Here is a 13,820-nt window from a genome sequence, read left to right on the forward strand (position 1 = left end):
ATCAATGAGCGTGCCGGTGCTGTTCGTGTTGTTGCCCAATGTGCTGATGCTGGATCTGGCCGGGCCTGCCGAAGTATTGCGCCTGGCCGCGCAGATGGATGACCCGGCGGCGGTGGATTTCGAGCTGCACTACGTCAGCCCGGTGCCGTCCCTGCACACCTCCATCGGCTTGCCGTTGACGGGCCTGGCACCTTTGCCGGCCAGTTTGGCGCCCGGCACCCTGGTGGTGTTGGTGGGCTCGAGCATGAAGGCAGACGAAGCCGGCCTGCGCGCTTTCGAATCCGCCAGCGACAGCCTGGTGCAGTGGCTGCAAACGGTGTTTGCGCCCTCTGCCGAGCATTTGATATGCGTGTGCGCCGGCGCACTGACGGCCGCCCGCGCCGGGCTGCTTGACGGGCGCCAATGCACCACCCACCACGCGCTGTGCGCTACCCTCCAGGCCCTGGCACCCAAGGCACGGGTCCTGGAAAACCGCCTGTACGTCACCGATGGCCCGGTCAGCTGCAGCGCCGGGATCACCGCCGGTATCGATATGATGCTGCACCTGGTCGCCGAGCGTGCCGGGCCCAGACTGGCATGCGCCGTCGCGCGGGATATGGTGGTGTACCTGCGCCGCAGCGGCGCTGACCCGCAGCTATCGCCGTGGATCACCGGGCGCAACCACCTGCACCCGGCCGTCCATCGCGTACAGGACGCCATTGCCGCCGCCCCGTGTGACGCCTGGACCGTGACCCGCATGGCGAACCTGGCCTGCACCGGCAGCCGCCATCTGGCGCGCCTGTTCCACGAGCATGTCGGCATCAGCCCGCTGGATTACCTGCACCGTCTGCGCCTGGCCGTGGCCCGCGAGCTGCTGGTGGCGTCGAGCCTGGACATCGAAACGGTGGCCGAGCGCGCAGGCTTTGGTTCGGCGCGTCATCTGCGGCGTATCTGGGGCAAATATGAAGCGGGCACGCCGTCGGCAATGCGCCTTATTGAGCAGGCGCCTCCACAGGCGTGATTGGGGCTTGAGCCGCCTCGGCTTCCAGCTTCAAGCGGTCCGCCTTGCTGATGTATTTATCTTTGCTTTTCGGCGCCAGTTTGGCATTGGCCTTTTTGGCTTTCGCCTTGAAAAGCTGCTGGAGTTTTTTCTGGCGGTTCATGTGCGTGGGCCTGGCAGGTAAAGGCGCGAATGATACCAGCTAAAAAACCGTGGATTGAAAGGTTTACCTGCCGAGGAGGCCAACGATCAATGCGCGAGGAACGCGCTGATCAGCGTGATCACCTGTTGCTGAATCTGCGCCCTGGTCCGCCCGGCCTCGCCGTCTCGGCAAATCATACTGTCGCCGGGCATATCCTCGTCGAGTATCGCCGCCGCGCCGGGTTTGCACTGCGCCATAAAGCTGAAGTGGCTCGCGTCGCTGATCTCCACGTACTGCGTGGATGCTTTCGGCAGCCGTCTGGCCAAGTCGGCAGACTCCAGCCCCACAGCCATGTCCTCCGAAGGTACACCTCCAGCAATCACCAGCGCCGGCACGGCCAGCGCAGCCAGGCTGGCATCAGTCATGCCCCGCGACAGGCCCAGGTCCAAAGACACCACGGCGGCAACGCGCTTGTCGCTCAAGTCAGCGGCCAGTTGGGCTTTGCCATCGGCAACGCCGGTAGGGTTCATCTGCGCGTAGCCGATGCAACCGCCCAACTTGGGATGGGCCAGGCAGTCCCGGGCGAACAGATCCGCATCGAAACGCGCACCGGCGATTTCCAGCACCGTCCAGCCACCGAGAGAATGGCCCACCGCCGCAATCCGGTGTTGCGCCACCGCGCCAAATTGCGTTGGCTGCGCAAGTACCGCATCGATGGCGCGGCTCAGGTCTTTGGGCCGTTGCCATAACTGCGCCGCTGCGTCTGCACTGCGATCCTTGGTGGTGGTGCCCGGATGATTCACCGCCGCCACAATATAACCCTGCCGGGCCAGCGCACTCGCCAGCCACATCTGATTGCCCCAATTGCCGCGATAGCCGTGGGAAAGCACCACCAACGGGTGCTCACCACCGGTCGGCGGCGCATCGGGCACGGCGAGGGCGCCGAAGAACACCGCGTCGTCTCGGATCAACCGGGGAGCGGTCCTGATTGCCGTGGGGTACCAGACGGCCATTTCCAGCGCGCGCTGGTTGCGTGCGTCGGGCAGGGTGGTGGTTTTGAAACCGATGGGGTTGTCGTTGGCGAATGCGGGAGTGATCAGACCAATCAGGAGCAAGGCGGCGAGGGTGATTTTCACTGGTTTTTATCGTCCTTGAAGTGAGAGGCGCAGCATGATCTGAAACGGGCGGTTTGGGTAGCGCGCAAGTGGCGTGATCACTGTTCCGCGCTGCCGCTGCTTAGTCGTAGGCGAACTGATCAATCAACCCCAGGCGCGGAATACGGCTGTTTGGCTGCAAGAGTGCGCCGGGAGCTATCACTGCGTTTGCGCCAATCTTGCAGCCATCGCCCACCAGGGCGCCGAATTTGTTCACGCCCGTCTCAATGACGGCATCGGCATAGCGGATTCTGATATCCGCGCCATCCAGTTCGTTACGGTAGTTGGCGATGATTGCACCGGCTTCAATATTGACGCCTGCGCCGATCAGCGAATCGCCGACAAAGTTGAAATGCGCCAGCTTGCTTGCATCAAGCATGAAGCTGCTTTTCAGTTCGCAGCTTGGGCCCACGATGCAGTGTTTGCCCAGATAAACGCCGCCACGCAGGTAGGCGCCTGCGGCGACGAACGAGCCTTCACCGATGATGATCGGCCCCTTCAGCACAGCGCCTTCTTCGACCGTGGCACTTTCATGGATGGCACAGTTTCCGTGGCGGCGGTAGCCTGCGCCGAGGCGTGAAAGCAACGCCAGGACGTGATTTTCGCAGTCCTGGGTCACCTGCCAGGCGGCGGCAGTGCCCAGACCAAGGGAGGGCCATTGAGTGATGAATTTGCTGATCTCAGGTGGCTTCATGGAGAATTTTCCGGCGCCGGGGGATATTAAGGTTGAGTACTTTTGTGGGATTTGGTTGACTGCGAGCCATTGCTCAAGGGCGGCTATTCTGGACGCCGCAAGCGGTCCTGACGTTCCATCTCCCTGGCGACAAAAGGGCAATGTTTAGAAAGCCTTGCCCACGATAGCGCGGTTGGCTCGTCCCAGTACTGCTCAACGTACTCCATGCGGACTTCCCTACACAGCGCTTCATTAAGGCCGAGCTCCTTAATAGTGAATTCAATGATGGCCGCCAACGGCCCGTCTATCCCCGGGCGAGGTACGACCTGGAATGCGACAAACTCCATTTCGAACCATTCGTCCTGCACGGCAATCGGATCAAGCAGGTTTTTCACCCCTTTACGTGAGTTCATCAGGGAGCAGATCAGTCGGTAGTTAGTCCATTCGTACGCATATCGCCAATCCTTGGTTTTCGCTACAGAATGGTCGACGGAAGGGGCACCGGTAACCTTATGGATGTGAAAACTGGTGTAGGCGCACAAGCGATCATAGGCCTTGAGCATATCGGGGAGGGCTTCTGTCCAGTAGGGAGGGAAGTCGCAACCCTTGATGTCTTGCTTGCGAGTAGCCACGACTTTGCGCTTTTTCCCAGGCGCACGGACCACTGGATTTCCGATCATTTCCTCAAGTGCACGCAGTCCCGGCTGTCTTACTTTTTTATCGAACCCCGCAGGTTCCTGAGCGAGTGTGAGTCGGATCATTGCTTCTCCAAAAGGCTGTCACGGAAACTGCTCCAACGTACCCAAAACCGATCTACGTCGCTAAGAGACTCGCGTAGTGCCTTGTCAGTGGCTCTGATGTCGGCTTTGTCGTTCAGCGTGAGCTTCTTCTCGTGAATGGCATTATTGAGATTGCGCAGTAATGTGTAAGCGGCCGTGAGTGCTATCTCAGCCTCTACTGAGCGTGGTTCCTTCAGATTGAAGATGTCGGAAGCCAGCCATCCGTTTACATCCCCCTTGCGTGTAAAAGGAAGGTTCCTCACTTCAACATGATTTTCAACGAGGTCGAAATCGAGGATACAGTCCTTACCTGTCTCATAAAACGGTTCGACAGAGGCGAGCACCAAGGGTGAATGCGTGGCTGCAAGTAACTGGACAGGAATTTTTTCGCTTTGAGTCAGCTCACTCATTACGCTAAGTAGCGCAGGTACGATTCTGCGCTGCCACTGTGGATGCAGGTGGCACTCGATTTCATCGATCAGGAAAACGATTTCGCGAGCAGGCTTAACCCGGTACTTTTTCGACGCTTTTGTATGCTCGCGCCATGTCCACACCAGTAGGTAGGCCAGAGCGCAGATGCGGCGCATACCTGCAGACGCCAGGGGGAGTGGGACTTCCTGCCCATAAGGCATCTTCAGGGAAGGTACCTCTTCGACGTCGTCACCGATTTGCGTGGGTTCTCCGGGGACGAGCCGTTCCGCCTCGCAAGGGGACAGCACTTCCAATACCCTGATCAAGTCATCGAACGCGGGTTGACGGCCGCGTTGCCACAGTACCCAGTCACGTACCAGGCCCACACAATGCGTCACGCCATTGGGGCCCACCAGGCCTTTCCAAACTTGCTCAGGTGTGAAGTCAAAGCTTTTGGGACGCTCGCTGCCGCCTTCGTCATCGTTTTTCCAGTAGTTTCTGGCAGGATCCCATACGGAAAAACTGCCATCGACACCTGCATAAATTACGATTCCCGGGATTGTCGGACGCCCTTGCTTCAACCCCCACGTTTGTGTTCTGTGTACGAATATACTGCTGTCAGTAACATCACCAGCAGACGCTTTGGTATAGGAGAAGCCGATCGAGGGTTTGGAGGCTTGCTCACTGGGGACTGCTTTAATGTTGCGAGCCCATGTCCTGGTCAATACCCACCAAGCGGTATCGAGTACGAAGCTCTTGCCCAATCCGTTGTCGCCAGTCAAAAAATTGAGGCGAGAGCTGAACTCAAGGTTCATTTCAGGGGCAGGTCCGACCCCTTTCAGATCCAGTTTTTTGAGCATGCCGCCTCTCTTCCAGTTTGGGTTCGCGTAGGGTGGATACTGTACCTGCAAGACAAGCGCTTGTCGTGGCGCCAGGACGGCGTCTTGCACTTGGCCTGGTTGCCTGGATAGCCTGTTCTCGGATGAAAACTGCGTTCAGCATATATGACCCTGGTGGATAAAGTTGTCTGTTGCAGATTTATAGCGACTCAGTTGAGTCAGTGAAGTTTTGCTCTTTCAACGGTCCTGCATTGGCTGGCACAAACGCCATGGTAGATCACCGAGTCATAAGAAAATTGCCCTGACTCGGCGATCTATCAGCCGTTTGAAGCTCAGTTATCAGCTTGCGCTCCCTCGCGCTCCATCAGCTTATCCACCAACAAAACCCCCAACTCACTCAGTTGGTGAATCGCCAGCGCCACATCGCGCTGTTTGCCGGTCAGTTCATCCGACAGGTCGAGCAGCAAGGCGGTAACCGAGGTGAAGGTTTCATAGCTGTTGGCGATGAGTGTTTCGCTGCTGGCATCCTCAGCGACGCAGAACAGCGTGGACGAGGGTGGTGCAGGCGCCTCGGCGCCAGCGTTGAGGTAGTGATCGATCGCTCGATGCGCCGCCTGGTTCAGTTTCAGGTCGGGATCGTTTGGAGGGTTTGGCGTGACTTTGAACATGTGTGTTGTACCTGTTTTAGGGCCATCACCTTTTCGCTACTAAACGAAAGGGTGGCGGCTGTACGCAGGTTAGTAGACCGGGGAAACACACAAAGCCGGCGCGCCCGAGGGCGCCCTGCGCACAGCCACCATCAAGCACAGACAAGAACATCTGATCGATGAGGCTCATGCACTTTATGTTGTCACTCGGGCTACTAAACCCGATCACTGAGTTGTCAGCGACCGACCCACCTTAGAGACGCCCATCCAAGCGCACAAGCCGGCGGATTCTGACGCAACTGTAGGCAATGGAGCAAGGCGCTGAAGCCCGCTGTAGGACATGTCTACGGGTTGTTGCCACTATTCCACTTCCAGGCAAAACATCTTTCGATACTCCGAAGGCGATGTCCCCAGCCCCCTCCCACATCGTGCGCGGGTGTGGATTGGATTCTTTCTTGCCGGGCACGCCATTGGCATGAACGAGCAAGCTCGCTCCTGCATAAAGCCGTCTCACCGCACCAGGCAAGGCTGCTTGTTGTTGAAGCGCCATCCCGGCATCAGGAACTGCATCGCCACGCTGTCATCCCGTGCGCCGAGGCCCATGCCCTTGTACAGCTCGTGGGCCTTGGCCACGGCGTCCATGTCGATATCCACCCCCAGGCCAGGCCTGGCCGGCACTTTCACGTAGCCGCCTTCGATCTTCAGCGGCTGCCTGGTCAGGCGTTGGCCGTCCTGCCAGATCCAGTGGGTGTCGATCGCGGTGATCTCGCCCGGCGCCGCTGCCGCTACCTGGGTGAACATGGCCAGGGAAATATCGAAGTGGTTGTTGGAGTGCGAGCCCCAGGTCAGGCCCCACTCATGGCACATCTGCGCCACGCGCACCGAGCCTTGCATGGTCCAGAAGTGCGGGTCGGCGAGGGGAATGTCCACCGATTGCAACTGGATGGCGTGACCCATTTCGCGCCAGTCGGTGGCGATCATGTTGGTGGCGGTTTTCAGGCCGGTGGCGCGGCGGAATTCGGCCATGACTTCGCGGCCCGAATAGCCGTTTTCCGCGCCGCAGGGGTCTTCGGCGTAGGCCAGGACGTGATGCTGGTCGCGGCACAGGCGGATGGCTTCCTTGAGTGACCAGGCACCGTTCGGGTCGAGGGTGATGCGCGCCTGCGGGAAGCGCTCGGCCAGGGCGGTGACGGCTTCGATCTCGGCATCGCCACTCAAAACACCGCCTTTGAGCTTGAAGTCGTTGAAGCCGTATCGGGCCTTGGCGGCTTCGGCCAGGCGCACCACGGCGTCGGCCGTCAGGGCTTTTTCATGGCGCAGGCGCAACCAGTCGTCGTCGGATTCCGCCTCGTTGCGGTAGGCCAGGTCCGTGGTAGTGCGGTCACCGATGTAGAACAGGTAACCGAGCATCTTCACCGCATCGCGTTGCTGCCCCTCACCCAGCAGAGCGGCCACCGGCACCTCGAGGAGCTGACCGAGCAAGTCGAGCAGCGCCGCCTCCATTGCGGTAACGGCGTGAATGGTGATGCGCAGGTCGAAGGTTTGCAGCCCACGGCCGGCAGCGTCGCGAGAGGCAAAGGTGCTGCGCATCCGGTTGAGGATGCGCTGGTACTGACCGATCGGCTGGCCGATCACTAGGCTGCGCGCGTCCTTCAGGGTTTCGCGGATGCGCTCGCCGCCGGGCACTTCACCTACGCCGGTGTTGCCGCTGCTGTCCTTGAGGATCACGATATTGCGCGTGAAGTAAGGGCCGTGGGCGCCGCTGAGATTCAGCAGCATGCTGTCGTGACCGGCGACCGGGATGACGTCGAAATGGGTGATGACGGGAGTATTCATGGCAAGGTCCTTAATACGCTCAAAGAGGTTTGCTGATGGCGTTGGCGGTGGGCGCAATGCCGGGCGACATGAACCCCGTGGAAGGTGAGGTCCTGGCGAAAAACACCAGGATGGCCGCGAGCACCGAGGTGCCGGCCAGGCCGTAAAGCCCGCCCTGGATCGAACCGGTGGTTTGCTCCAGAAAGCCAAAGGTGGTGGGGGCGACGAAGCCGCCCAGGTTGCCGATGGAATTGATCAGCGCGATCACCGCAGCGGCGATGCGCACGTCCAGGTAGCCCTGGGGAATCGGCCAGAACAACGAAGACGCGGATTTGAAACCGATGGCCGCAAAGCAGATCGCCACGAACGCGAAGATCGGCCCGCCCGTGGTGGACATGAACATCCCGGCCGCTGCGATCAACAAGGCTGCCGCGACCCACGCCTGCTGGAACTTGAACTTGCCGGACAGCGTTGCGAAGGCGTACATGGCGATGATCGAGATAAGCCACGGAATCGAGTTGAAGAAGCCGACTTGTATATCACTCAGGTCACCCATCTTTTTGATGATGCTCGGCAGCCAGAACGTCGCTGCATAAATCGTCAGTTGGATGCAGAAATACAACACGCAGAACAGCAGAATCTGCCGGTCCTTGAGCAGCTTGCCGAGGGTCGGCTTGACCGTGGTCAGGGCTTCGCGGTCACGCTGTTCCTGATCGATGGCCGCAACCAGTGCGTCCTGTTCTTCACGGCTCAGCCACTGGGCGTCATGGGGTTTGGAGTCCAGCCAGAACCACACAAAGAAGCCCAGCGCCACCGAGGCCAGGCCTTCAATGGCGAACATCCATTGCCAGCCGTGCAAGCCGAAACCTTCGATCTGTAACAGCGCACCCGACAGCGGGCCCGAGATCAATGACGCCACCGCAGAACCGCTGAGGAAGATCGCAATGGCCTTGCCGCGCTCAACCCCGGGCAACCAGCGCGTGAAGTAGTAGATCACCCCGGGAAAGAAGCCCGCTTCAGCCACGCCGAGCAAAAAACGCAGGATGTAGAAGTGGGTTTCGTTCTGGATGAACGCCATCAGCGTGGCGACGATGCCCCAGGTGAACATGATGCGGGTCAGCCAGATGCGTGCGCCGACCTTTTGCAGCAGCATGTTGGACGGCACTTCAAACAGCGCGTAGCCGATGAAGAACAGCCCGGCGCCGAAGCCATAGGCCGCCGCGCCGATGCCCAGGTCGTGCTCCATGTGCGTACGCACGAAGCCGATATTGACCCGGTCGATGTAGTTGAGGATGAACATGACCACGAATAGCGGGAGCACATGGCCCTTCACTTTGCTCACGGCGCGGGTGAGCACCGAGTCGGTTTCTGGTGCAGCGGATGCATGGCTGGAATGGTTCACGATGGAAAACGCCCCCTGATTTGTTTTTATGCGGGTTGTGGTTTTGTTGCCAGACATCATACAAGTTGTTTTTTGAAAATCGCAATGCGCCGCAATGAGTATTTGTTCTCATAAAAGCGCTGATGGAATGATATTTTGGTTATTTGCTCGTGCTATAGGGGGTTTTGTATCAGCGGGGCACGGTTCTCTCCGCAGGATGTTTCGGGGCGGAATAGCGGTCTGTCAGATTGGTTGTCATACAAGTTAACTGTCTCGTGAATCAACTCGGCGTCGTCGGTGAACGGGATGTTAAGCTCCCTCCAGCCCAACCCCGTGGACCCTCAGCGATGCCCATTGAAAACGCACCTCCCGTGCGCAGACGCTCCACCAACCTGGCCCAGGGCGTGGTCGACGCGCTGACTCAGCACATCCTGCTCGGCCAGCTCAAGCCGGGCGAAAAACTGCCGTCCGAATCCACCATCGTGCTTGAGCATGGGGTGAGCCGCACGGTAGTACGCGAAGCCATCTCCAAGCTGCAGGCGTCGGGGCTGGTGGAGACGCGCCACGGCATCGGCACGTTCGTGTTGGCGCAACACGCCCGGCAGGGCCTGCGCCTGCACGTCGACACCGTCGCCAGCGTGCGCAACATGCTGGAACTGCGCCTGGGTCTGGAGGTGCAGGCGGTAGCGTTGGCCGCGTTGCGCCGTACCGACGCGCAACTGGCCCATATGCGCCAGGCGCTGGACGACTATCAGGCCTGCCTGGCCAACAACGACAGCTGCGTGGAAGACGACAAACGCTTCCACCAACTGATCGCCGAAGCCACCGGCAACACGTTTTTCAGTGAAATCATGCAGCACCTGGGCAGCGCGATGATCCCCCGCACCCAGGTCAAGGCTGACGAGCGCGGCGGGGCGGATTTTGCCAGGCTGGGTCAACTGGCGAGCCTGGAGCATGAGGCGATCTTCAATGCAATCAAGCGCCAGGACCCGGATGCGGCGCGGGCGGCAATGGTGCTGCATTTGACCAATAGCCGCGATCGATTTTCCGGCGAATGAAAAGGAACCCGCGTTGAACCCACAGACATTGTCCCTGCGCCTGGAGCGCGTGGCGGCGCACGTGCCGGCCGGCGCGCGCCTGGCCGATATCGGCTCGGACCATGGCTACTTGCCGGTGGCGCTGATGCGGCGTGGCGTGATTGCCGGCGCGGTGGCGGGGGAGGCTGCAACCACGCCCTTTCATGCGGCCCGGCGCACCGTGCGCGACAACGGCCTTGAAGCGCACATCAGCGTGCGCCTGGCCGATGGTCTGGCGGCCATCGAGCCCGGCGACGCCATCACGGCCGTCAGTCTGTGCGGCATGGGCGGCGAGACCATTCGTGACATTTTCGACAACGGCAAGGCGCGGTTGAATGGCCAGGAGCGCCTGGTCCTGCAACCCAATGGCGGCGAGTATCCGTTGCGCCACTGGTTGATGCACAACGGCTACCGCATCGTGGGCGAAGAGCTGCTGCACGAGAACCGCTTCTACTACGAAATCATCGTCGCCGAGCCGACCGGGCCTGTGCCCTACACCGAACAACAGCTGTATTTCGGACCGCTGCAGTTGCTGGCGCGCAGTCCCGCGTTCGTGGCGAAGTGGCAGCGCTTGCTGCAGCAGAAACAAAAGACCCTGGCCAGTTTCGAGAAGGCCAGGCAGTCGGTGCCGGAAGAGAAAGTCCACGGGATCGCCCGGGAAATTCAGTGGATCACTCAACTGCTGACCTGAGGACCGTTCGTGATTGTCAGCGCTCGACCTCTCCCGCGTCGCGCCGTGTCCCCGGCGGTTACAGGCGCGCGCCCGATAATGAGTGCTTTCGCCCCATTTTCGCGCACCGATCAAAGGTTTTTTAGCGCCATGGCACGTGTCGTCACGCTTGTATCCCACGGCCCAGATCTTGCTTGAGCCAGAGTAATCAATGACATGGCATTTTGCCGGTAGTCATTCCCGGCTGTGAAGTATGGGGTTGTTCAGGGGAGTGTGTAAGGCATGCAAAGATTTTTATCACCCGGTATCCGTCTGCTCGGGCGGTTCGGCTTCGCGCGTAAGTTCCAGGTGCTGTTCTTGCTGTTCATGCTGCCGCTCGCCGGCAGCCTGTGGATGATCGGCCAGGACTACCACGACAAACTCGCGGTGATTTCCAGCGAACAGTCCGGGGTGCGCCAGCTGTTGGCGCTGGACCTGCTCGATGGGCAACTGAGCGCCCAGCGCAACCTGGCCGCCCGCTGGAAAGCCCTGGATATCCTGCATACGCCGACCCCTGCCGCCCAGGCCGCGATGGCCAGGGTGGATGCGGGCAGCCCGCTGATTCAGCAAGGCCTGCAAACCCTGGGGGACGCCCTCAAGACCCATCATGCCAGCGCCGCTACCCAGGCGCGCTTCGACACGCTGCAGGCCGCAGTCAAGGGCATGGACACCCAGGCCCTGCGCACCGTCGGCTGGTGGCCGGATGGCTACGACCGTTTCACCGCCGCCCTGACCGCGATGCAATCGCTGCGCGAACAGATCACCCTGGACGCCGGCCTGATCCTCGATCCCTGGCTGGAAACCTATCTGCTGATGCAGATTTCCAGCCAGCACACACCGGACCTGATCGAGCGTATCGGCCGTACGGCCAGCGTCGGCCAATCCTCCATTGCTTCGGGCCAGTTCACCCTGCAAAGCCGCTTGCAGATGCGTGACCTGCGCGGCCGCATCGGTGATGCGCGGGACCAGTTGGTCAAGGCTGCCACTGCGCTGAAGGCCAAGCAATACCCCGGCCTTGAACCCTGGACCGAACAATACGACGCCAGCCTGCAACGCCTGGACAGCGAACTCAAAACCCTGGACGACGGCGTATTCGGCGGCACCATCAAGCTCGACAGCGCTGCGTTCGATCAAAGTGTCGACGCCATGCTTGCAGCGTTGGGCGCGCTGCGCAGCCAGTCGCTGCATTCGCTCGATGCACGCTTGAGTTACTACCGTGAACGATCGTTGCAGCACTTCATTCCCGTGGCGGCCACGTTCAGCCTGTTGGCGCTGGCGGCGCTGTACCTGTTCATCTGCCTGCAAGCCTCGATCCGTCGCAGCGCCAGTGGCATCACCACGCTCGCCGAGTCCCTGCGTGACGGTAACCTGCACGTCGAAGTGGCGGTGCAGGGGCGCGACGAACTCGCCGCCATCAGCACGGCGCTCAATGTGGCCGTGGTGCAACTGCGCACCAGCCTGCTCGGGGTCAATCATGAGACCGAGCAACTGGGCGCCACCGTGCTGACCCTGAGCGCGCAATCGGGCAGCACCCTCACCGACGTCGAAGATCAGCGCCACCAGATCAGCCAGATCGCCGCGGCCGCCACCCAATTGGCCGCCACCTCCCTGGGCGTTGCCAGAAGCTGCGAGCAGGCGGCCGACAGCGCCCGGCACACTCGCCGTATCGCCGAAGACAGCAGCCGCGACAGCCAGCGCACCACCGCCAGTATCCAGCAACTCAACCAGCGCCTGAGCGACACCGCCAATGCCCTGGAACAGGTCAGCCAGCAGGGCCAGCAGATTCAATCGGTGGTCGACACCATTCGCGGCATTGCCGAGCAGACCAACCTGCTGGCCCTTAACGCCGCCATCGAAGCCGCCCGCGCCGGCGAGCAAGGGCGAGGGTTTGCAGTGGTCGCCGATGAGGTGCGCAGCCTGTCGCAACGCACCCAGGCGTCCACCGCGCAGATCGCCGGCACGGTGGACAGCCTGCGCGCCACGGTCAGCCAGGCCGTCAGCCTGATGGGCGCCGCGTGCGAGCAGGCGCTCACCGATGCCGAATCCGTCACCGGCCTGGGCACGCGCCTGGGGGAAATTGCCGGTGCGGTGCAGCACGTCACCGACACCTTGGCGCACATCGCCGCCGCCGTGGAAGAACAGGCTGCGACGGCGGACGAAGTGAGCGGCAATATCCAGCAGGTCGACCAGGCGGCCGGGCGCCTGCTCGACGGCGCGCGGGCGGTCAATCAGGCTGCCGACAGCCTGAGCCAGGGCAGCCGGGCGTTGAGCGACAACACGGCGCGGTTTCGATTGGGATGACGTCCATTCAGGGCACTCCATCGCCGTGTTGTAGTCTTCTCCTTAACCCCAATGGAGCTGCTTGCCTATGATTACCGTCCATCACCTCAACAATTCCCGCTCCCAGCGCATCCTCTGGCTGCTGGAGGAGTTGGGCCTGCCTTACCAAATCAAGCGCTACCAACGCGACCCGAAAACCAACCTCGCGCCACCCGAGCTCAAGGCGATTCATCCCTTGGGCAAATCGCCGGTGATCGAGGACGGGGCCCGCGTATTGATTGAGTCGGCGGCCATTATCGATTACCTGATTCGTCGTCACGGCAAGGGACGGCTGCAACCCGATCCGGCCAGCGCCACCTACGACGATTATGTGCAATGGCTGCATTTTGCCGAAGGCTCGGCCATGCTGCCGCTGATGCTCAACCTCTACGTCGGGCGCCTGGGTGAAGCCGGCGCGCCGCTGCACCCGCGCATTGAATCGGAGTTGGGCAACTACCTTGGTTACCTCAATGACGTGCTTGGGCAAACGCCGTATCTGGTGGGTGACGAACTGACGGGTGCGGACATTCAGATGAGCTTTATCGGCGAAATCGCCAGGGCCCAGGGCAAGTTGCAGGCGTATCCGAACCTTTCGGCGTGGGTGGACAGGCTTCAGCAGCGACCGGCTTATCGCAAGGCGGTGGAGCAGGGTGGCGAGTACGCGTTTGCTAAATGAATGTGTGTGAGTGAACGGTTGAAGACTGGATGCGGATTCAGTGTGGGAGGGGGCTTGCCCCCGATGGCGGCCTCTGGGCCGACCAGGATGCCGGATCAGACCGAGTACATATCCGTTTCTGCGGTAACGGCTGCTATAGGTTCCGCTTTTACAGCGGCTCACTTTTGAAAAGCGCAAAAGTAAGCAAAACGCTCTTGCCCCACCACTCGGCACCTCGCTT

General features: G+C 60.8%; 13 protein-coding genes. 5 read left to right on the forward strand and 8 right to left on the reverse strand.

Annotated elements, in window-relative coordinates:
- Positions 1-4 precede the first annotated feature (4 nt).
- Positions 5-1,000 carry a GlxA family transcriptional regulator gene (locus BFQ00_RS14055; protein ID WP_065933842.1) on the forward strand — a complete coding sequence of 332 codons (996 nt, stop codon included), beginning with the start codon at positions 5-7 and terminating at the stop codon, positions 998-1,000.
- Here the strand turns inward: BFQ00_RS14055 and BFQ00_RS14060 are convergent.
- The 8 genes from BFQ00_RS14060 to BFQ00_RS14095 all read right to left on the reverse strand — a co-directional run bounded on the left by BFQ00_RS14060 (position 972) and on the right by BFQ00_RS14095 (position 8,841).
- A complete protein-coding gene (locus BFQ00_RS14060) occupies positions 972-1,142 on the reverse strand; it encodes a DUF2986 domain-containing protein (RefSeq protein WP_065933843.1) in 171 nt (56 codons plus the stop codon). The genes BFQ00_RS14055 and BFQ00_RS14060 overlap by 29 nt on opposite strands.
- An 86-nt stretch (positions 1,143-1,228) precedes the next feature.
- On the reverse strand, positions 1,229-2,257 hold the full coding sequence (locus BFQ00_RS14065) for an alpha/beta hydrolase family protein (protein WP_065933844.1): 1,029 nt from the start codon (positions 2,255-2,257) through the stop codon (positions 1,229-1,231).
- A 100-nt stretch (positions 2,258-2,357) separates the two neighbouring features.
- Positions 2,358-2,969, reverse strand: coding sequence for a transferase (locus BFQ00_RS14070; protein WP_065933845.1), 612 nt, complete (start codon positions 2,967-2,969; stop codon positions 2,358-2,360).
- Positions 2,970-3,052: 83 nt separating this feature from the next.
- Positions 3,053-3,709 (reverse strand): hypothetical protein, encoded by a 657-nt coding sequence (locus BFQ00_RS14075; RefSeq protein WP_065933846.1) that lies wholly within the window; start codon positions 3,707-3,709, stop codon positions 3,053-3,055.
- Positions 3,706-4,998: an AAA family ATPase gene (locus BFQ00_RS14080; RefSeq protein WP_065933847.1), complete on the reverse strand. Its 1,293-nt coding sequence runs from the start codon at positions 4,996-4,998 to the stop codon at positions 3,706-3,708. Before BFQ00_RS14080 ends, BFQ00_RS14075 begins: the two co-directional genes overlap by 4 nt.
- Positions 4,999-5,309: 311 nt before the next feature.
- Positions 5,310-5,645, reverse strand: a complete 336-nt coding sequence (locus BFQ00_RS14085) for a DUF6124 family protein (RefSeq protein ID WP_065933848.1) — start codon at positions 5,643-5,645, stop codon at positions 5,310-5,312.
- Positions 5,646-6,134: 489 nt separating this feature from the next.
- On the reverse strand, positions 6,135-7,460 hold the full coding sequence (gene gudD, locus BFQ00_RS14090; RefSeq protein ID WP_065933849.1) for a glucarate dehydratase: 1,326 nt from the start codon (positions 7,458-7,460) through the stop codon (positions 6,135-6,137).
- Positions 7,461-7,479: 19 nt separating this feature from the next.
- Positions 7,480-8,841: an MFS transporter gene (locus BFQ00_RS14095; RefSeq protein ID WP_065933858.1), complete on the reverse strand. Its 1,362-nt coding sequence runs from the start codon at positions 8,839-8,841 to the stop codon at positions 7,480-7,482.
- A gap of 326 nt (positions 8,842-9,167) precedes the next feature.
- Here BFQ00_RS14095 and BFQ00_RS14100 point away from each other — a divergent pair, with 326 nt between their 5' ends.
- The 4 genes from BFQ00_RS14100 (at position 9,168) to BFQ00_RS14115 (ending at position 13,600) form a co-directional block, all read left to right on the forward strand.
- Complete coding sequence (locus BFQ00_RS14100) at positions 9,168-9,878, forward strand: FadR/GntR family transcriptional regulator (RefSeq protein WP_065933850.1); 711 nt, start codon at positions 9,168-9,170, stop codon at positions 9,876-9,878.
- Positions 9,879-9,891: 13 nt separating this feature from the next.
- Complete coding sequence (locus BFQ00_RS14105; protein WP_065933851.1) at positions 9,892-10,587, forward strand: tRNA (adenine(22)-N(1))-methyltransferase; 696 nt, start codon at positions 9,892-9,894, stop codon at positions 10,585-10,587.
- 1,164 nt (positions 10,588-11,751) lie between these two features.
- Positions 11,752-12,906 (forward strand): methyl-accepting chemotaxis protein, encoded by a 1,155-nt coding sequence (locus BFQ00_RS30465; RefSeq protein WP_371914197.1) that lies wholly within the window; start codon positions 11,752-11,754, stop codon positions 12,904-12,906.
- A gap of 67 nt (positions 12,907-12,973) precedes the next feature.
- A complete protein-coding gene (locus BFQ00_RS14115) occupies positions 12,974-13,600 on the forward strand; it encodes a glutathione S-transferase family protein (RefSeq protein WP_065933853.1) in 627 nt (208 codons plus the stop codon).
- Positions 13,601-13,820 lie beyond the last annotated feature (220 nt).

The sequence above is a fragment of the Pseudomonas sp. 28 E 9 genome, assembly GCF_900004785.1.
Classification (GTDB): domain Bacteria; phylum Pseudomonadota; class Gammaproteobacteria; order Pseudomonadales; family Pseudomonadaceae; genus Aquipseudomonas; species Aquipseudomonas orientalis_A.

Coding starts and splice junctions, on each gene's coding strand:
- BFQ00_RS14055 (WP_065933842.1), top strand. CDS start 5: ATGAGCGTGCCGGTGCTGTTCGTGTTGTTGCCCAATGTGCTGATGCTG.
- BFQ00_RS14060 (WP_065933843.1), bottom strand. CDS start 1,142: ATGAACCGCCAGAAAAAACTCCAGCAGCTTTTCAAGGCGAAAGCCAAA.
- BFQ00_RS14070 (WP_065933845.1), bottom strand. CDS start 2,969: ATGAAGCCACCTGAGATCAGCAAATTCATCACTCAATGGCCCTCCCTT.
- BFQ00_RS14075 (WP_065933846.1), bottom strand. CDS start 3,709: ATGATCCGACTCACACTCGCTCAGGAACCTGCGGGGTTCGATAAAAAA.
- BFQ00_RS14080 (WP_065933847.1), bottom strand. CDS start 4,998: ATGCTCAAAAAACTGGATCTGAAAGGGGTCGGACCTGCCCCTGAAATG.
- BFQ00_RS14085 (WP_065933848.1), bottom strand. CDS start 5,645: ATGTTCAAAGTCACGCCAAACCCTCCAAACGATCCCGACCTGAAACTG.
- gudD (WP_065933849.1), bottom strand. CDS start 7,460: ATGAATACTCCCGTCATCACCCATTTCGACGTCATCCCGGTCGCCGGT.
- BFQ00_RS14100 (WP_065933850.1), top strand. CDS start 9,168: ATGCCCATTGAAAACGCACCTCCCGTGCGCAGACGCTCCACCAACCTG.
- BFQ00_RS30465 (WP_371914197.1), top strand. CDS start 11,752: ATGCTTGCAGCGTTGGGCGCGCTGCGCAGCCAGTCGCTGCATTCGCTC.
- BFQ00_RS14115 (WP_065933853.1), top strand. CDS start 12,974: ATGATTACCGTCCATCACCTCAACAATTCCCGCTCCCAGCGCATCCTC.